Here is an 18251-nt window from a genome sequence, read left to right on the forward strand (position 1 = left end):
TCCCCGAGGCACGCGCCTCGCCGGTCACGGAGGGCGCGTGCGCCCGAACTGGCGCACGCCCCGGGATGGGTCGAACGCCCTGTGCCGAACCCCTCGGCGCCCCTGGCCCCTGGAACGACACCCTGCCTATGATCGGGGCACCTGCGGGGCCGGGTGATTCCTCGTCTCGAATTCTCCCCCCACGAGCCGGACGAGGATCCGGACCCCGCAGCGTTCTCACCGCGCCGATGCTTCTTCCTCGGTGCGGTGCGCCGACGATCGCCGCACCGCCCGGCCGGCGCCCGATCGAAAGGCACTTCCGATGACCAGTACGACGATCGACCTGCCCGTGGCCCGCGTACGAGTCCCGCAGATTGCGCTGTGGCTCGCACTCCTGCTTCCGCCCGTCGGCGCGGCGATCGGTATCGGGGCCGCGGTGTTCCTCTTCGACGCGATCGACCCTCTCACGGGGGATTACGGGCTGTGGGTCATGGCCCAGATGGCGATCATCTTCGTGGCGGCGGCGCTGATCGGGAGCGCGGCACTCCTCGGCGCGCGCGGGGACGCGCCCGTCTGGGCGGCGCTGCTCGGGACGGGGGCGGGCTTCGTCGTCGTGAGCGTCGACTACCTGCTCTACGGCAACGAAATGCTCTCCCAGCCGGGATTCTTCGCCGCTTTTCCCGGGCTGCTCGCGGCCTCCATCGTGCTCGCGATCGCGGGGGGCCTGCGCGTGCGCAACCCGCGCCCTACATCCACTTCTTCCGTTTGAAGAACCAGAAGAGTCCCGCCGCGAACGCGAACATCAGGACCACCGCCGTCGGGTACCCGAAGGCCCAGTGCAGTTCCGGCATCACGTCGAAGTTCATTCCATAGATCGCCGCGATCAGGGTCGGGGCGAACAGGATCGCGGCCCAGCCGGAGATCTTCTTCATGTCCTCGTTCTGCCGCTGCGCCACGAGGGTCGAATTGACGCTGAGCACCTGCGAGAGCGAGCTGCGCAGCTCCGTGACCTCGCTGATCACGCGCACGAGATGGTCGGCGACGTCCTGCAGATAGGCCTGCAGCTCGTCGGGGATCGCGTATTTCTCGGCGCCCCGCTGGAATCCTCGGAGCACCTGGGCGAGCGCCGTGTTCGCGTGAAGCAGGTCGATGACCTCCTCGTTCAGACGGTAAATGCGCTCGGCGGCCGAGTCGTCGCCGCTGAACACCTGGCGCTCGATCTGCTCCTTGTCGATCTGCAACCCGTCGAGCACGGGGAAGCAGGCGTCGACAATTGCGTCGAGCAGCTGATAGACAAGCGCCTCGGATCCCAGCCTGATCAGCTCGGGATTCTGCAGGCGGAGCACGCCCTTGAGGCGATCGTCGATGCCGGTGCCTGCCGCCTCCTCGGAGATGATCGAGCCGTCGAGGAGCCTCCCGTCCTGGCAGATCAGCACGAGCGCGCCCGGTCGGGTCAGGATGTGGAACTCGCTGAACTCCACCTCCTCGGTCGCGTCGATGTAGCGCGCCGCGCGCACCGCGATGAAGAGTACGTCGTCGTAGCGTTCGAGTTTGGGGCGCTGATCCGCGTGCAGCAGATCCTCGACGAGCAGCGGGTGGAGCTCCCACGCCGTCGAGAGCTCCGCGATATTCGTGGGAGTCGGGTGGGAGATGAGGGTGACAGCCATCCCCTCGGGCGTGTTGCGCGCGAAGGAGAGCGCATCAGCGAGTCGTTCCGAGTGCCAGCGATCCTGCTGCACGCCGTCGACGATGCGCGTGGTGAGGCTCGGGACCTCGGGTTTCGCGGGTGCCACCGCCGTTCTCGCGGCTGATCTGCCGAGCAGGTTCACCGCGCGACGTGGAGTGTGATGCGTGCTCTGACCTGCCATCGGTCACCTTCTCTCGATCCGTGAACCCCGTAACAGTATCGTGCGGCTCGCATGGGTGCCCGATCAGCAGGAGCGGTCGGGCTGATCGCCGTGTCGGGCCCGCTGCACTTCGCGGGGTTTCCGGTTCACAACGCCGAGGAGTCTGCCTCGCGGTCGAGGGCGAGGCGCACCCTGCGCTCCTCCTCGTCGTCGAGCCCGGTAAGCCGGGGGGACGTTCGCGTCTCCTCGTAGGCGAGCGCGTCCCGCAGCGTGTGGGTCAGCGGCCGGGTGACGAGGCCCGCCGCGCGCGCCCGCTCCGTGTTCATCGTCGCGAAGCCGCGCCAGTCGGCATCGTCGATCCACAGCGGGAGCGTCGCGGGTCCCATCCACCCTCCGACCCCCAGCTCGGCGAGTCGGGCCGCGGGGACCGGGCGCACGGGCACATCGCTGCCGGCCACCTCGGCTGCCGCCTCGAGGACGCGCTCCAGCGTCGTCGTCGGGCCGGTCGCGTTGAACACCCCGTCGATACGCTGTTCCGCGGCTGCAACGATCCAGTCGGCCAGGTCGCGGACGTCGATCATCGCGCACGGGAAGGTCGGATCGTCCGGAGCGATCACGTCGGGGCCCGTGGGATGAGCGAAACGCCACGGCCAGTATCCGCTGCGGCCCGTGGCATCCCCCGGCCCGGCGATCAGGCCGGATCGGACGATCGTCGCCGGCCCGTCCACCGAGCGAACCGCCTGCTCACACGCAACCTTCGCCGGTCCGTACTGCGACATGTCCGCCATCACGTCGGATGCGAGGGGTGCCAGCGTCGCCGCGTCCTCGTCCTGCTCGATCCGGGAGAAGTCCGCATAGGCGTTGCCTGATGAGACGAACACCCAGTGCCTGGTGCGCAGCTCGCGAACCGCTCGCCGGACCTGGCCGGGTTGCCGCGAGACGTCGATCACCGCGTCCCAGCGCCGGTCGCGGACGAGTCGCAGACCGTCGCTTTCGTCGCGGTCCGCGCGAACGAAGTCGACCCCGCCGGGGGCCTCATCCGTGCCGCGGGCGAGGCAGGTCACCTCGTGGCCCCGGACGAGCGCAGCCAGCGCGATCGCCCGTCCGAGAAACGCGGTTCCGCCAAGCACCAGAATGTTCATGCGACCAGCTCATCAGGCCGGCCGCGGAGGCGAAACCGGGTTCGCTGATGGCGGAGCACCATCGGGCCGCGGATCACACGCCGCCGGCTCACACGGCCGCACGGCCCCCTCGACGGATCAGGCCGGCCCGCACGAGCAGCAGATAGAGCTCGCAGCCGAGGCAGAAGCCGAACGCCGCGTTCAGGAACGCAGCCACGAACGCCGCCGCCCCCGCGATCACGAGCGCCCACGGCACCCCGATCAGGTGCAGGATCAGGCCAACCCCGACCACGGCGAGGCCAACGCCCTGCGCGAATCGCGGCGGTCTCGCGTCCTCCCACTCCCCCGGCGGGGTCAGTCGAGGCTGCACCAGGGAGCGGAAGAGCGCGGCCAGCGGTTGCGTCCGCGCCGAGACCAGCGACCAGGCGAAAAGCACCGCGACCGCGGCCTGCAGCAGGAACCCCGGGTCGAGGGCGCGTTCCGCGAGCGACGCCCCCGGCAATCCCGGCGAAACGCCGATCGTCGAGAGATAGACGCCGACGAGGAGCAGGGCCGAGGTGATCCCGGCGCCGAATCTCGGTCCGCGTGGATCGATGCTGCCTTCGGGGCGGGAGGGCGAGGCGTTCGTCATGGTGATTCTCCGGTGAGTTCGTTGACGGCAGCGGCGAGCTGCTCACGGGTGAGTGCTCCGCTCAGCCGAGATCGGAGGATCCCGTCTGAGCCGATGGTGAGCACTGTGGGGGTCTGCAGCAGCCGATACTTGGTGGCGACCTCAGGTTTTCGCGTGACGTCCAGGTGCAGGAACTGCAGGGACGCGTGCTGCCCGGAGAGAGCGGAGAGGTGGCGCTGCACGCCGGGGCACCGGGAACAGAACTCGGTGCTGAACTGCACCACCGCGCCCGCGGGTCCGAAGCGGTCCAGCCCGAAGTCCGCGGGGTCAAGGGCCTGTCCACTGCCGTCCCCGCGCTTCACACGCGACGAGCGCCGCCGAAGCACGAGTCCGATCAGCGTCGCGAGCGACACGAGGGCCGCCACACCGGCCGCGCCCGCGAGCGGATCCACTACCGCCCCTCCCAATCGCGCCCGGCCCGGCCGGCCACGCGCGCGAGCCCGGCGAACGCCCCGACCCTGAACAGCTGATGCGAGCGGGCACGGCCACCGCTCGCCGACCCCGCGAGGGCAGTCGGCTCGGCGGAACGAGTCGGAGGCAGCTCCTCCTCGCTGATCCGGGCGTGGAAGAAATCGGGCGCCGACAGCGAGACGGCGCACATGACCCGCGCCCGGGGGCCGGGTGCGGGTGCGTCGTCTCTGGAGGTGCTCATGCCATGCAGGCTAATCAGATTCCCGCGAGAGTTCGCCTGTTTTACTCCCTGCTACGCCGCGCAGGGAGACGCCTGAGAACGCCACGCACCCCCGCGCGGGACGGCGTCCGGAAGCGATCCAGCGGCGCGAATTGCGACGCGCGAATCCGAACTCCTGATCAGCAGCGGTGTGTGGGGCGCGGCCGCACCCGCGAGCCAGAGCTAGCCGAGCTGCTCCGAGAGTTCGAGCCAGCGCTCCTCCTTCTCCGCGACCTCGGACTGAAACGCCCCGAGCTCATCGCCGAGGGAGGCGAGACCCGCGTAGTCGGACTGATCGTGCGAGGCCATCCGCGCGTGGACACCCGCGATTTCGGACTCCAGCTTCGCGAGCCGCCGCTCGATCGCCTGCACCTCCTTCTCGAGGGCGCGGCGCTCGGCGCCACCGAGCGCGGGGGCCTTCTGGCCCGCGGCGGACAGGGGTGCAGACGCGCCCGATCCCGATCCGGACACCGATCCCGCACCCGCCCCGCCCCGAGCGGCACCGGCCGGCGCCGCTGCCGCAGCCGCCTTGGCCCGCTCCTCAGCGGTCCGAAGCTTCAGGTACTCCTCGACGCCACCGGGCAGATGCCGCAGGCGACGGTCGAGGATCGCGTACTGCTGGTCGGTGACGCGCTCGAGGAAGTACCGGTCGTGGGAGACGACGATCAGCGTGCCCGGCCACGAGTCGAGCAGATCCTCGATCGCGGCGAGCATGTCGGTGTCGAGGTCGTTGGTCGGCTCGTCCAGGATCAGCACGTTCGGCTGATCGAGCAGGATGAGGAGGAGCTGCAGGCGGCGCTTCTGCCCGCCGGAGAGATCCTTCACCGGGGTGGAGAGCTGGGCGCTCGAGAATCCCATTCGCTCGAGCATCTGCCCCGGCGTCAGCTCCTGCGCCTTCGATCCCGAACCGACGGTGAAGCTCGTCCGGAGGCGGCCGATCACCACGCGGACCGGATCGTTCAGGTGTTCCTCGAGCTCGTCGAGGCGCTGCGTGAGCGTGGCGACCTTGACGGTCTTGCCGCGCTTCACGCGGCCGCTCGTCGGTTCGATGTCGCCGGAGATGAGTCCCAGCAGCGTCGACTTTCCCGCCCCGTTGACGCCCAGAATGCCGGTGCGCTCTCCGGGGGCGAGCAGCCACTCCACGTCCTCCAGCACCACGCGATCGCCGTAGGAGACGCCGGCGTCGAGCAGGTTGACGACCTCCTTGCCGAGACGCGCCACCGCGAGCGAGCGCAGCGAGACCGCGTCGCGGATCTCCGGGACGTCCTCGATCAGGGCGTTCGCCGCGTCGATGCGGAACTTCGGCTTCGAGGTGCGCGCGGGCGCGCCACGGCGCAGCCACGCGAGCTCCTTGCGGGCGAGATTCTGGCGCTTCTGCTCCACGGCGGCCGCCTGGCGATCCCGCTCGACGCGCTGCAGCACATACGCGGCATAACCGCCCTCGAAGGGGTCCACGATGCGATCGTGCACCTCCCACGTCGCCGTGCAGACCTCGTCGAGGAACCAGCGATCGTGGGTGACGACGAGCAGCGCGCCCTGGCCGCGCGGCCAGCGGCGCTGCAGATGATCCGCGAGCCAGGCGATGCCCTCGACGTCGAGGTGGTTCGTCGGCTCGTCGAGGAACAGGATCTCGTCGTCGCCGACGAGGAGGCGGGCGAGCGCGACGCGGCGGCGCTGGCCGCCCGAGAGGCCCGACACCTCGGCATCCCAGTCGAGATCGGCGACGAGACCCGCGATCACCTCGCGAGCCCGCGGATCGCCGGCCCACTCGTGCTCGGGCCGATCCCCCACGATCGCGTGGCCGACCGTCTCCCCATCAGGGAAAACGTCGGCCTGATCGAGCACGCCGATCGTCGTTCCGCCGCGCATCGTGACCTGCCCGCTATCGGGTTCGCGGCGCCCCGCGAGCATCATCAGGAGGCTCGATTTGCCGTCGCCGTTGCGGCCGACGATACCGATCCGGTCGCCCTCGGCAACGCCGATCGTCACGGAGTCGAAGACGGTCTTCGTCGGGACCTCGAGGTGCAGGGCCTCGGCCCCCAGGAGATGCGCCATAACTGTTCAGGTGCTCGTTTCTGCGTGGAATGCTGCGCGCGGCGGGGCCTGCGCGCGGAGATTCCGGGAATCCCCGGCCGCATGCAGTCTACCGCCGGTCGTCACGGCGAAACGGGGCGCCGGTTCAGCTCTGGATCGGGCCGCTGATCAGGCGGCGGAACGGTCTGCGGATCGGTCTGCGGATCAGACGCTGCAGCAGGATCCTCCGCAGCAGGATCCGCCGGCCGCGTCGTCACCGAGAAGGTTGAGGATCTCCGCGGACTCGGCCGCGGCGAAGCCGGCCGCTCCGGCGATGCTCGCCTCGGGGTTGGTCTGCACGTCAGCTGCGCTCGCAGCGGCAGCCGACTCGGCTGTCGCGGGGTCCGCGGTCTTCGTGGTGTCGCTCATGTGGATGCTCCGATCGGGATATTCGCGTATTACGCGGTGGATACGGGGACGACGCAGTGATCCTGCGCCGCAAGAATCTCAGTTCGCGGGGGCCTCAACGGTGCCCCGGGCGAACCCGAGCACCTGCTCGAGGACGCCCTCGAACGCCTCGACCGGCTGTGCCCCCGAGACACCGTACTTCTGGTCGAGCAGGAAGAACGGGACGCCGTTGATGCCGAGCGAGCGCGCGCGCATAATGTCGCGCTGCACCGCCTGCCCGTACTCCTCGCTGTCGAGCGCCGCCAGCACCTCGTCGGGATCGAGCCCGGCCTCCGCGCCGAGCGCGGCGAGGGTTTCGGGGTCCGACATGTCCGCACCCTCCGAGAAGTACGCGCGGAACAGGCGATCCAGTGTCTCCTGCTGCAGCCCGCGCTCCTTCGCGAGGTGCAGGATCCGGTGCGCGCGCTGCGTGTTCGCGTGCTTCACCCGCGCGAAATCGAACTCGATGCCGTCGGCCCGACCGAGCTCGGTCATCTGCCCGAGCATCTGTTCGACCTGCGGCGCCGGCATGCCCTTGTGGCGCACGAGGAAGTCGATCTCGCTGCCCTGGAAATCGAGCGGGGTGTCGGGGGCGAGCTCGAAGCTGTGCGTTTCGATCTCCAGCGCGACGTCGGGGTGCTTCGCCGTGAACGCCTCGGTGGCGCTCGCGAAACGCTGCTTGCCGATGTAGCACCACGGGCACGCGATGTCGGACCAGACGTCGATCTTCACAGACTCACTCATGCTCTCCTCAACTCTCCTGCTCCCCGCACTATTCCTTGTTCCGTAGCCGTTCCCAGCGCCACGCGCCCCTGGCGCTCCGAACTCAGGCGCCCGGGACGGGATCGGGGCCGGCGCCGTGCTCGTCGACGTAGGCTCCAGGTCCCTCCTCCGCGGCCTGCGGCTCCATGTACGTGAACTCCAGCAGGTTGCCGTCCGGGTCGCTGAGACTGCGCTGGTACATGAAGCCGTAATCCTGCGGATCACGGTGCTCCCCGCCTCCCGCGGCGAGGCCAGCGGTGACGGTGGCGTCGACGTGCTCGCGGGAATCCCGGGTGAGGGCGACGATCACCTGGGCACCCGTGCGCGGATCGACGATGGGCTTGTCCGTGAACTGCGCGAAGTGGCCGTGCGTGAGGATCATGAAGAAGGTGTTCTCATCCCACACGACGCAGGCCGCGTTCTCGTCCGTGAACAGCGGATTGATCTCGCAGCCGAGCGCGGTGTAAAACGCTTTGCTTCGTTCGAGATCGGTGGTGGTGAGGTTGACGAAGATCATGCGAGTCCCCTTCGGCTCGTTCCGGTGTGCGCTGACCCCTCAAGCATGCAAAACACCGGGGAGCTTGCCAAGAGCAAATCGTGAAATTCCTCTGAAGCGTCTCTCGCCCAGCCCTGCTGCCCAGCGGAACAGCCCGGAGCGCGCGTCGGTCCGGCCGTCCGTCCAGGCTCAGGGCGCGTCGAGCACCCGCGCGCCGGGAACCGGACCGGAGGCGGTGAGGGCGCGGATCCCGTTGCGGGTGAGCATGCCGAGGAGCTCGGCGGCCTCCTGCGGGCTTCCCGTGAGAAAGGCGACCGTGGGCCCCGATCCGGAGACGATTCCCGCGAGCGCGCCCCGCGATTCGCCGAGCTCAAGCAATTCGGTCAGCTCTGGGGCGAGCTTCAGGGCCGCGACCTGGAGGTCGTTGTGCATCGCTTCGGCGAGGGAGCCAGCGTCTCCCACGCGCACCGCCTGCAGCACCGCGGTGTCGACCTTCACGAACTCCGGCTGCGGGCCGAGATCGCCGAGGTGCACGTCGCGATGCTGGTCGAGCGTGCGGTACACGACCGGGGTGCTGAGGCCCGAGTCCGAAAGCGCGAGCACCCAGTGGAACGCGCCCTTTGCGAGCGCGGGGCTGAGCTCGTCGCCGCGCCCCGTGCCGACGGCGGTGCCGCCCTCGAGCGCGAACGGGACGTCAGCGCCGAGCTCCGCTGCGAGCGGGAGGAGTCCGGCGCGGCCGAGGCCCGTGCCCCAGAGCTCGTCGCAGGCGACGAGCGTCGCGGCGGCGTCGGCCGAGCCCCCGCCCATGCCGCCCGCGATGGGGACGCGCTTCAGCACCGTGAGTTCCGCGCCTCCCGAGTAGCCGGTGCGCTCGGCGAGGAGCTTTGCGGCCGCCATGGCGAGGTTCGAATCGTCGACGGGCAGGTGGTCGGACTCGATCGGGCCGGTGAAGCGGAGCGAGAAGGCATCCGCCTCCGTGGCCGTCACCTCTTCGAACAGCGAGACGGCCTGGTAGAGGGAGGCCACGTCGTGGTAGCCGTCATCCTGGAGCGCGCCGACGCGGAAGAAGACGTTGATCTTCCCGGGTGCGCGCACGGTGACCGAACGCCGCTGATTCGTGCCCATGTCATAACGGTAGCGCACCGCGGGTGCACGATTTTCCATCCCGGGAGCGGACCCAGGTCGCGTAGCGGTTCCGATCAGGATCCCGCGGCGCGGCAGATCGCGAGGAAGTCCTCGATTCCGAGCTGTTCCGCGCGCGCCGTCGGGGCGACTCCCGCGGCCTCGAGCACCCCGACGGTGCGGGACGTGTCGCCGAGCACGGGCTGGAGCGCCTGGCGCAGCATCTTGCGGCGCTGCGCGAAGGCCGCGTTGACGAGCTCGAAGGTGAGCGCCCGCTCCGCCTCACTGCCGCGCGGCTCGGCGCGGCGCTCGTAGCCGACGAGCACCGAGTCGACGCCGGGAACGGGCCAGAAGATCTGGCGGCTGACCTTTCCAGCGATCCGCCACTCCCCGTACCACGCGGCCTTCGCGCTCGGGGCGCCGTACTCCTTGGAGCCGGGACCGGCGGCCACGCGGTAGCCCACCTCCGCCTGCACCATGACGAGGCCGGCCCGCAGCTCGGGGATGAGCTCGAGGAAGTGCATGAGGATCGGGACCGAGACGTTGTAGGGCAGGTTCGCGACGAGGACCTCCGGCGCCGCCGGCAGCGCTGCGAGCTGCTCAGCGGTGATCTCGAGCGCGTCGCTGCGAATGACGCGCAGGCGCGCGGGACCGTCCGTAGGGAAGACGCCCGGTTGCATCGCGCGGGCGGTCGCGGGAAGCTCCTCAGCGAGGCGGTGATCGATCTCAACCGCGGTGACGTCTGCGCCCGTCTCGGTGATGCCGAGTGTGAGGGAGCCGAGGCCGGGGCCGACCTCGATCACGCGATCCCCGGCTTCGACGCCCGCGAGGCGGACGATCTTGCGCACCGTGTTCGGGTCGATGACGAAGTTCTGGCCGAGCTTCTTGGTGGGTGAGACGCCGAGTCGCTCGGCGAGTTCGCGCACCTGAGCGGGGCCGAGGAGGCCGGCGGAATCGGCCCGCTCGGCCGGTCCATTCACCTCGTCGGTTTCGGGGCTCATGCCTCGTCCGTCTCGGGGTCCCACAGGCCGTAGACGCGTTCCGTGTTCTCCGCGAGGCGCGCGCAGAGCTCGTCGAGGGGCAGGCCGAGCGTCTCCGCCATGCGGCGCACCGTGTGCGGAAGCAGGTAGGGCGCGTTCGGGCGGCCGCGGAACGGCTCGGGGGTGAGGAACGGCGCGTCCGTCTCGCAGAGCACGAGCTCGGGGCGGGCGACCGTCAGCGCCTCCCGCAGGGCCGGCGCGTTCTTGAACGTCATCGTGCCGGCGAACGACATGTACCAGCCGTGCTCGTTGCAGACACGGGCGAGCCTCTCGTCGCCGGAGAAGCAGTGGAACACCGTGCGCTCCGGGGCACCGACGCGGAGCAGCGTCGCGACGACCTCGTCGTGCGCGTCGCGATCGTGGATCTGCAGCGCGATCCCGTTCGCCTTCGCGATCTCGATGTGGGTCTCGAACGACTCGATCTGCGCGTCGCGGCCGTCCTCACCCGTACGGAAGAAGTCGAGCCCCGTCTCGCCGACCGCGCGCACGCGCGGCTGCGCAGCGAGCCGCGAAATCTCGGAAAGATGCGAGCTGAGCAGGCCCTCCGCGAACAGGCGCGGGGCCTCGTTCGGGTGCAGCGCGACGGCCGCGAGCACGCGGGGATCGCTCGCGGCGAGCGCGGCGCTCCACCGGCTCGTCTCGAGGTCGGTGCCGACCTGCACGACGCCGCGCACGCCGACCGACTCGGCAAGATCGAGTGACTCGACGGGCTCAGGCTGATCGAAGCCGTCCTCGAACTCGAGGTGGGTGTGATTGTCGTAGACCGGGATCGGCAGCGGCTCGGGAGCTTGCGGGCGCGTCAGATCGCGGCCCTCGGTCGCCGTGCGCTTGCGAATGCCGCCCGCGGGGGCCTCGGAGCTCACTTGGCGGCTCCCTCCCCTGCCGCGTCGGTCTCGATCCGCGGGAAGAGCACCTCGAGCGGGCCCTGCTCGGTGCCCGGCAGGAGGCGGCCCCAGTTACCGGCCTCGCGGATCGGCTGCGCCTCGAGCGCGCCGAAGGAGGCCTCGGCGCCGAGCGCCGTCCACAGCTTCGCGGTGGCGCGCGGGATCACGGGCGCCAGCAGCTCGGCGAGCGCGCGGAGCCCCTCGGTTGCCGTGTAGAGCACCGTGCCGAGGCGCGCACGACGCTCGGGATCCTTGGCGAGCGCCCAGGGCTCCTGCTCCGTGATGTAGCCGTTCAGCGCGTCGACGAGCTCCCAGATCGCGGCGATGGCCTCGTGCACGGCGAAGCCGCGGATGCTGGCATCGGCGCGCAGCGCGACCTCGGCAGCGAGCTCGCGGATCGCGATGTCCGCCGGCTCCTCCGTGCCGCGCTCGGGCACCCGGCCCTCGAAGTACTTACGGTTCATGGCGAGCACGCGGCTCGCGAGATTGCCGAAGCCGTTGGCGAGCTCCGCCTGGTAGCGGGCCGCGAGATCCTCCCAGCTGAACGAGCCGTCGTGCCCGAAGGAGATGGCGCGCATGAAGTAGTAGCGGAAGGCGTCCGAACCGAAGGTGTCGGTGATCTCGTTCGGGGCGATGCCCGTGAGCTTCGACTTCGACATCTTCTCGCCGCCGACGAGGAGCCAGCCGTGCGCGAACACGTGCTCGGGCACCTCAAGGCCCGCCGCCATCAGCATGGCCGGCCAGATCACGGCGTGGAAGCGCAGGATGTCCTTGCCCACCAGGTGGTTCGCGGGCCAGCGACGGCCGAACTCGGCCTCGTCCTGGCCGTAGCCGACGGCGGTGATGTAGTTGAGCAGCGCGTCGAACCAGACGTAGGTGACGTGCGACTCATCCCAGGGGATCGGGATACCCCAGTCGAACGACGTCCGCGAGATCGAGAGATCCTCGAGGCCCTGCTGCACGAACGCGACCACCTCGTTGCGCGCACTCGCGGGCTGCACGAAGTCGGGGCGCGCCTCGTAGAGCGCGAGCAGTCGATCCTGGAACGCGCTCATCTTGAAGAAGTAGTTCTTCTCCTGCAGTAGCTCGAGCGGCTTCGAGTGGATCGCACAGACCTTCTGGCCCTCGAACTCCCCGGTCCCATCAACGATCTCCGACTTGGGCTTGAACTCCTCGCAGCCCACGCAGTAGAGCGCCTCGAACTCCCCTGCGTAGACGTGACCGTCATCGTAGAGCTTCTGCAGGAACTTCGCGACGCCCTCCTCGTGACGCGCATCCGTGGTGCGGATGAAGTCGTCATTCGAGATGTCGATCTGCTCGAGCAGCGGCTTCCACGCCGACTCGACGAGGCGGTCCGCCCACTCCTTCGGGGCGACGCCATTCGCCGTCGCGGTGCGCAGAATCTTCTGGCCGTGCTCATCGGTTCCGGTGAGCAGCCAGGTGTCGTCGCCGGCCTGGCGGTGCCACCTGGCCAGCACGTCCGCGGCCACCTCCGTGTACGCGTGCCCGATGTGCGGGGCATCGTTGACATAGAAGATGGGCGTGGTCAGGAAGAACGAGGAGCGCGTGGCCATGAGGGCCATTCTATTCGGAACCGCCGACATTCTCGGCCAGATGACGGTCCACGAGGATCTCCGCCTCGTGCCGCACCGGGAAGTTCACCGAGTTCGCGATGAAGCAGTTCCGATTCGCCTCGACATGGGCCTCGCGCGCGGCGTCCACCATCGCCGGATCGGCCACCGTGACGACCGGCCTGAGCAGGATCTCCTCGAACGCTCCCCCGAGGCCCCGCTGGCGCATCACCCCGACCGGGCGATCCCGGTACGCCGTCACCACCACCCCCGCGCGCACCGCGGCGTGCAGATACGACAGCATGTGGCACTGGGCCACCGCGGTGAGCAGCAGTTCCTCCGGGTTCCAGCGATCGGCGTCGCCGTGGAACGTCCGATCGGCCGATCCGGGCAGCGGCGCCTTCCCCGCCGCGCGGATCTCGAGCTCCCGACCGTACTCGCGGTACCCGCTCGTGCCGGTCCCCCGGTTGCCCTGCCACTCGATCTCGACCCGGTACTCGTGCAACTCGCGCATGCGGCGATCCTAGTCCGGGACGCACCCTCCCCGGAATGATCCCCGCTCCGGAGTAGACTTCGGCGTATGAGCGAAGCGACCCAGCAGCCTGAAACCGCAATCCCCCAGGAACGTCTCGTCGTCACCGAGATCCCCGGCCCCCGCTCGAAGGAGATCCATGCGCGACGCACGCGCGTGGTCCCGCCCGGCGTGCACAGCGTGCTCCCGGTCTACATCGACCGCGCGCACGACTCGATCCTCGTCGACGTCGACGGCAACCGGATCATCGACGTCTGCGGCGGAATCGGCGTCACCACGATCGGGCACACCGACGACGCGGTCGTCGCGGCCGCAACCGACCAGCTCAACCGCGTCACCCACACGCTCTTCACCATGACCCCCTACGAGCCCTACGTGCAGGTCGCGGAATACCTCGCGAAGCACGTCCCCGGCTCCTCCGAGGACGCCCCCTACAAGACCCTCCTCATGAACTCCGGCGCCGAGGCCGTCGAGAACGGCGTCAAGATCGCGCGCAAGTACACCGGCCGACCCGGCGTCGCCGTGCTCGAGCACGGCTACCACGGCCGCACCATGCTCACCTCGAGCATGAACCACAAGGGCGCCCCCTACGCGCTCGGCTACGGCCCCCGCGTCGGCGACATCTACCGCGCCCCCAACTCGTACCCGCTGCACGACGGCCTCACCGGCGCCGAGGCCGCAGCCCGCACGATCGCGCACCTCGAGAAGACCGCCGGCGCAGCCGACCTCGCCTGCCTCGTCGTCGAGCCCATCCAGGGCGAGGGCGGCTTCATCGTCCCCGCCGACGGCTACCTCCCCGCGCTCGCGGAGTGGTGCCGCGAGAACGGGATCGTCTTCATCGCCGACGAGGTGCAGGCCGGAATGGCCCGATCCGGCGCCGTGTTCTCGATCGAGCGCTTCGGCGTGCAGCCCGACATCGTGCTGTCCGCGAAGGGCATCGCCGGCGGCCTGCCGCTCGCCGGCATCACGGGCCGCGCCGAGATCATGGACAAGTCGCTCCCCGGCGGCCTGGGCGGCACCTTCGGCGGCAACCCGGTGTCCTGCGCCGCCGCGGTCGCCGTGTTCGAGCAGATCGAGAAGAACAACCTGCTCGCAGAAGCGAAGCGCATCGAGAGCGTGTTCGGCGACGGCCTCCGCGCACTCCAGGAGAAGCACCCGGCGATCGCCGAGGTGCGCGGCCGCGGGGCGATGCTCGCGATCGAGCTCACGAAGCCGGGCACCCTCGAGGCCGACCCTGAGCTCGTCGATCGCGTGATCGCCGAGGCGGCGCAGCGCGGCGTGCTGCTCCTCAGCACCGGCATCTACAACCAGGGCATCCGCTTCCTGCCGTCGCTCAAGATGAGCGACGCGCTCATCGGCGATGTGATCGCAGTGCTCGACGAGGCACTCACCGCGGCCGGGTCGTAAGCTTCGGGCCCGATCAGGGCAGAAAGGGCGCCGTACGGATCGTTCCGTGCGGCGCCCTTTTCGATCATTCGCGGCCGGATGGGTCCGCGAATACGCCCCTCAGGGGGCGTAGGGAACGACTAGCTCTCCAGCTCCTCGACGCTGATCCCCGACGAAGCCAGGCTTCCCGTGTCGATCACGTCGCCCACCGCGTGCACGTCGATCACGATGACCGTCACGTTGTCGCGACCCGCGTTCTCGACGGCCTGCGCCACGAGCATGCGCGCGGCGGTCTCGGCCGTCGGCTGCGTCGCGAGGAAGTGCTGGATTCCGATGTCGGTGAGCTCCTTGGTGAGCCCGTCGGAGCAGATCATGATCCGCTGGCCGGGGATCAGAGCGAGCGACGTGTAGTCGGGGATCGGCGCCTCGTTGAAGCCCACCGCGCGCGTGATCACGTTGGCGTGCGGATGAACTTCCGCCTCCTCCTCCGTGATGGCCCCGGTGTCGATGAGGTGCTGCACCACGGAGTGATCGACCGTGATCTGGCTCAGGGCGCCCTTGAAGTACTGGTAGACGCGCGAGTCGCCGATGTTGAAGACCTTCCACGTCGGCGCATCCTCGTTGCTGATGCAGACGCCGGTGACCGTGGTGCCTGCACCCAATTCGGTGTCGCCCGCGTCGAGCTCGATGTCGTCGACGGCGTCCCCGAGCGTCTCGTCGATATCGCTCTCGCTGATGCTCAGGCGACCGCCGAGCTCGGCGAGACGCCGCACGACCGCTGCGGAAGCGATCTCGCCCGCGGAGTGGCCGCCCATGCCGTCAGCGACCGCGAACACCGGCGGAGTGGTGACGTAGCTGTCCTGGTTGTTCTCGCGCCGACGGCCCGTGTCGGTGCAGGCGAACCAGGAGAGTTCGATCTCGGTTTCGATGTCTTCATGGAAGCGTAAACGTCGACGCGACGCGTTCTCCCCGCGCGCGGTCACCAACTTCTCCCAATGAACACTCGAATATCCTACCCTGCCGTATCCGCGGTCCCGGACCGGGCGCCCGGCGCACCGAGATCGGTGACGAGGGTCAGCTGGCCGTTTTCGGGAACGCGGAGGATCTCAAGGCCTGCTCCGGGGGCCCAGGCGATCAGCTCGTCTGCCGAGGCGATCGCCGCGCCGGACCGGGCGAGCCGTCGCACGAGATCGCCCTTCGCCGCCTTGTTGAAGTGATTGAGCGCGCGCACCGTACCGTCGGCCCCGCGCTGCACGACCGCGAGCGCCTCCCCCGCGCCCGCTGGCAGCGGCGCGAGCTGCGCGTAGTCCTTAGAGCGGAGGTCGAGGAGGAACTCCCCCTCCGGCCACGGCAGATCGGCGTGCGCCTCGGCCCACACCCGCTTCAGCGGGGCGCCGAGATCGGGCAGACGAGAGCCGCCCGAGACCCGGTACGCGGGAATCTCATCGTCCGCCGCGATCAGACCGAACAGCGCCGACTGAATGAGGACGTTGCGATCGATCCAGGCCCGAGCAGCATCGTCGAGCGTGGCGGCGTCGAGCGCGTCATAGAGCACGCCCGTGTACCGATCGATCGCCGGCATCGTCCCGCTCGTGCCGAGCTCGAGGTTGCGCTGCAGCTCGCCGCGGTTCTTCACGCCGAGCTTCAGCGCTTTCGCGGCCGTCTCCTCGTCACCGCTGAGGGCGACGAGCGCGGCCCGAACGCGCGCTCGGGCCTCGGCGAGCGCGTCGCCGTGCGACAGCTCCTCGGCGGACAGGCGGCCCGAGCCGCCCGCGCGCTTCGTCTCTGACGGCGGGAGGAGGACGAGCATTGCGGGCCTTTCGCGAGATCGGGATGAACCGTTGGGGAGAGCCGGAGGAACTGGAGGAACCGGCGGAGCCGGTGCACTGGGGCCCGGCGGGGGCGTGATACGACGAGAGGCCGGCCGGGCGCCCTGGGGCGACCGACCGGCCTCTCGTGCGAGTGTGCGCTGTTACGCGGCGAGCGTCGCCTGGCCGGCGACGATCGTGATCGTGTTGTGGTCGACCGAGAGGAAACCGCCCTCCGCGTCGATCGCAACCTTCTCACCCGCGGCGGTGGTCACGCGGACCGCGCCACCCTCTGCCAGGATCGCGAGCATCGGCTCGTGACCGGCGAGGATGCCGATCTCGCCCTCGAGCGTCTTGGCGACGACCTGCTTGGCCTCGCCCGACCAGACCGCGCGGTCGGCCGAGACGACACTGACGTTGAGCGTCGCCATGGCTTAGGCCATGTCCTTCTGCATCGCTGCCCACTTCTCCTCGACGTCGGAGATCGAACCGACGTTGAAGAACGCCTGCTCGGCGACGTGGTCGAACTCGCCCTTGGCGATCGCGTCGAACGACTCGATGGTGTCCTTGAGCGGAACCGTGGAGCCCTCGACACCGGTGAACTTCTTCGCCATGTAGGTGTTCTGCGAGAGGAACTGCTGGATGCGGCGTGCGCGTGCCACGGTGATCTTGTCCTCTTCGGAGAGCTCGTCGACACCGAGGATCGCGATGATCTCCTGGAGCTCCTTGTTCTTCTGGAGGATCTGCTTGACCGTGGTGGCCACGCGGTAGTGATCCGCGCCGAGGTAGCGGGGATCGAGGATGCGCGACGTCGAGGTCAGCGGATCCACAGCCGGGTACAGGCCCTTCGAGGCGATCTCACGCGAGAGCTCGGTGGTCGCATCGAGGTGGGCGAAGGTGGTCGCCGGGGCCGGGTCGGTGTAGTCGTCCGCGGGGACGTAGATCGCCTGCAGCGAGGTGATCGAGTGACCGCGGGTCGAGGTGATGCGCTCCTGGAGGATGCCCATCTCGTCGGCGAGGTTCGGCTGGTAGCCCACAGCGGAGGGCATGCGGCCGAGCAGCGTCGAGACCTCGGAACCGGCCTGCGTGAAGCGGAAGATGTTGTCGATGAAGAGCAGCACGTCCTGCTTCTGCACGTCGCGGAAGTACTCCGCCATCGTCAGGGCGGAGAGGGCGACGCGGAGACGCGTCCCCGGCGGCTCGTCCATCTGGCCGAACACGAGGGCGGTCTTGTCGAAGACGCCGGCCTCGTCCATCTCGTGGATGAGGTCGTTGCCCTCACGGGTGCGCTCGCCGACGCCGGCGAACACGGAGACGCCGCCGTGGTCCTGGGCCACGCGCTGGATCATCTCCTGGATGAGGACCGTCTTGCCGACGCCCGCGCCACCGAACAGGCCGATCTTGCCGCCCTGGACGTACGGGGTGAGGAGGTCGATGACCTTGATGCCGGTCTCGAAGAGCTGGGTCTTCGACTCGAGCTGGTCGAAGGCCGGGGGCTCGCGGTGGATGCTCCAGCGCTCGCTGACCTCGATCTGCTCGCCCTCGGGGAGGTTGAGGACGTCGCCGGTCACGTTGAAGACCTTGCCCTTGGTGATGTCGCCGACGGGGACGGTGATCGAGTCACCGGTGTCGAAGACTTCCTGGCCGCGGACGAGGCCGTCGGTGGGCTTCAGGGCGATCGCGCGGACGAGGTTGTCACCGAGGTGCTGTGCGACCTCGAGGACGAGCTTGCTCGGCTCCGAGCCATCGCCGAAGTCAACGGTGGTCTCGAGTGCGTTGTACACGCCAGGGATCGCGTCGTGCGGGAACTCGATGTCGACGACGGGGCCGGTCACGCGAGCGATTCGCCCGACGACCTTCGTTGCGGCCTCAGACGCCACTGCGGCGGTTTCGGTCATGATTC

General features: G+C 69.3%; 20 protein-coding genes. 2 read left to right on the plus strand and 18 right to left on the minus strand.

Translation table 11 applies throughout. The features are described 5' to 3' along the window. The first annotated feature begins 301 nt into the window (after nt 1–301). Nucleotides 302–748 carry a hypothetical protein gene (locus JD292_RS10665; RefSeq protein ID WP_200132735.1) on the plus strand — a complete coding sequence of 149 codons (447 nt, stop codon included), beginning with the start codon at nt 302–304 and terminating at the stop codon, nt 746–748. Here JD292_RS10665 and JD292_RS10670 read toward each other — a convergent pair. The 14 genes from JD292_RS10670 to JD292_RS10735 form a co-directional block, all read right to left on the minus strand. Then, nucleotides 726–1847, minus strand: a complete 1122-nt coding sequence (locus JD292_RS10670) for a magnesium and cobalt transport protein CorA (protein WP_200132736.1) — start codon at nt 1845–1847, stop codon at nt 726–728. The genes JD292_RS10665 and JD292_RS10670 overlap by 23 nt on opposite strands. Before the next feature lie 125 nt (nt 1848–1972). Beyond that, on the minus strand, nt 1973–2968 hold the full coding sequence (locus JD292_RS10675; RefSeq protein WP_200132737.1) for an NAD-dependent epimerase/dehydratase family protein: 996 nt from the start codon (nt 2966–2968) through the stop codon (nt 1973–1975). A gap of 88 nt (nt 2969–3056) precedes the next feature. Further along, entirely contained in the window at nt 3057–3578 is a 522-nt protein-coding gene (locus tag JD292_RS10680) for a DUF4395 domain-containing protein (protein ID WP_200132738.1), read from the minus strand. After that, complete coding sequence (locus JD292_RS10685; protein ID WP_200132739.1) at nt 3575–4009, minus strand: thioredoxin family protein; 435 nt, start codon at nt 4007–4009, stop codon at nt 3575–3577. Before JD292_RS10685 ends, JD292_RS10680 begins: the two co-directional genes overlap by 4 nt. Next, on the minus strand, nt 4009–4269 hold the full coding sequence (locus JD292_RS10690) for a hypothetical protein (RefSeq protein WP_200132740.1): 261 nt from the start codon (nt 4267–4269) through the stop codon (nt 4009–4011). The genes JD292_RS10685 and JD292_RS10690 overlap by 1 nt, the downstream gene beginning before the upstream one ends. A gap of 201 nt (nt 4270–4470) precedes the next feature. Beyond that, nucleotides 4471–6342 carry an ABC-F family ATP-binding cassette domain-containing protein gene (locus JD292_RS10695; protein WP_200132741.1) on the minus strand — a complete coding sequence of 624 codons (1872 nt, stop codon included), beginning with the start codon at nt 6340–6342 and terminating at the stop codon, nt 4471–4473. 183 nt (nt 6343–6525) lie between these two features. Continuing rightward, a complete protein-coding gene (locus tag JD292_RS10700) occupies nt 6526–6729 on the minus strand; it encodes a hypothetical protein (RefSeq protein WP_200132742.1) in 204 nt (67 codons plus the stop codon). 78 nt (nt 6730–6807) lie between these two features. Then, nucleotides 6808–7491 (minus strand): DsbA family oxidoreductase, encoded by a 684-nt coding sequence (locus tag JD292_RS10705; RefSeq protein WP_200132743.1) that lies wholly within the window; start codon nt 7489–7491, stop codon nt 6808–6810. A gap of 82 nt (nt 7492–7573) precedes the next feature. Continuing rightward, entirely contained in the window at nt 7574–8026 is a 453-nt protein-coding gene (locus JD292_RS10710) for a VOC family protein (protein ID WP_200132744.1), read from the minus strand. Between the two features lie 168 nt (nt 8027–8194). After that, entirely contained in the window at nt 8195–9130 is a 936-nt protein-coding gene (locus tag JD292_RS10715; RefSeq protein ID WP_200132999.1) for a 4-(cytidine 5'-diphospho)-2-C-methyl-D-erythritol kinase, read from the minus strand. A 74-nt stretch (nt 9131–9204) separates the two neighbouring features. Further along, nucleotides 9205–10128, minus strand: a complete 924-nt coding sequence (rsmA, locus tag JD292_RS10720; protein WP_200132745.1) for a 16S rRNA (adenine(1518)-N(6)/adenine(1519)-N(6))-dimethyltransferase RsmA — start codon at nt 10126–10128, stop codon at nt 9205–9207. After that, nucleotides 10125–11030 carry a TatD family hydrolase gene (locus tag JD292_RS10725; protein ID WP_200132746.1) on the minus strand — a complete coding sequence of 302 codons (906 nt, stop codon included), beginning with the start codon at nt 11028–11030 and terminating at the stop codon, nt 10125–10127. Before JD292_RS10725 ends, rsmA begins: the two co-directional genes overlap by 4 nt. Further along, nucleotides 11027–12625 carry a methionine--tRNA ligase gene (gene metG / locus JD292_RS10730; RefSeq protein WP_200132747.1) on the minus strand — a complete coding sequence of 533 codons (1599 nt, stop codon included), beginning with the start codon at nt 12623–12625 and terminating at the stop codon, nt 11027–11029. Before metG ends, JD292_RS10725 begins: the two co-directional genes overlap by 4 nt. Nucleotides 12626–12635: 10 nt before the next feature. Continuing rightward, entirely contained in the window at nt 12636–13136 is a 501-nt protein-coding gene (locus tag JD292_RS10735) for an OsmC family protein (protein WP_200132748.1), read from the minus strand. A gap of 66 nt (nt 13137–13202) precedes the next feature. Here JD292_RS10735 and JD292_RS10740 point away from each other — a divergent pair, with 66 nt between their 5' ends. Further along, on the plus strand, nt 13203–14561 hold the full coding sequence (locus JD292_RS10740) for an aminotransferase class III-fold pyridoxal phosphate-dependent enzyme (protein WP_200132749.1): 1359 nt from the start codon (nt 13203–13205) through the stop codon (nt 14559–14561). Nucleotides 14562–14680: 119 nt separating this feature from the next. On the opposite strand, the gene JD292_RS10745 is transcribed toward JD292_RS10740, so the two are convergent. The 4 genes from JD292_RS10745 to atpD form a co-directional block, all read right to left on the minus strand. Next, entirely contained in the window at nt 14681–15523 is an 843-nt protein-coding gene (locus JD292_RS10745; RefSeq protein WP_200132750.1) for a PP2C family protein-serine/threonine phosphatase, read from the minus strand. 29 nt (nt 15524–15552) lie between these two features. After that, nucleotides 15553–16350 carry a YaaA family protein gene (locus tag JD292_RS10750; protein WP_200132751.1) on the minus strand — a complete coding sequence of 266 codons (798 nt, stop codon included), beginning with the start codon at nt 16348–16350 and terminating at the stop codon, nt 15553–15555. A gap of 162 nt (nt 16351–16512) precedes the next feature. Further along, entirely contained in the window at nt 16513–16779 is a 267-nt protein-coding gene (locus JD292_RS10755; protein WP_200132752.1) for a F0F1 ATP synthase subunit epsilon, read from the minus strand. Nucleotides 16780–16782: 3 nt separating this feature from the next. After that, nucleotides 16783–18246: a F0F1 ATP synthase subunit beta gene (atpD, locus tag JD292_RS10760; RefSeq protein ID WP_200132753.1), complete on the minus strand. Its 1464-nt coding sequence runs from the start codon at nt 18244–18246 to the stop codon at nt 16783–16785. Nucleotides 18247–18251 lie beyond the last annotated feature (5 nt).

The sequence above is a fragment of the Leucobacter edaphi genome (assembly GCF_016522535.1).
GTDB classification, from domain to species: domain Bacteria; phylum Actinomycetota; class Actinomycetes; order Actinomycetales; family Microbacteriaceae; genus Leucobacter; species Leucobacter edaphi.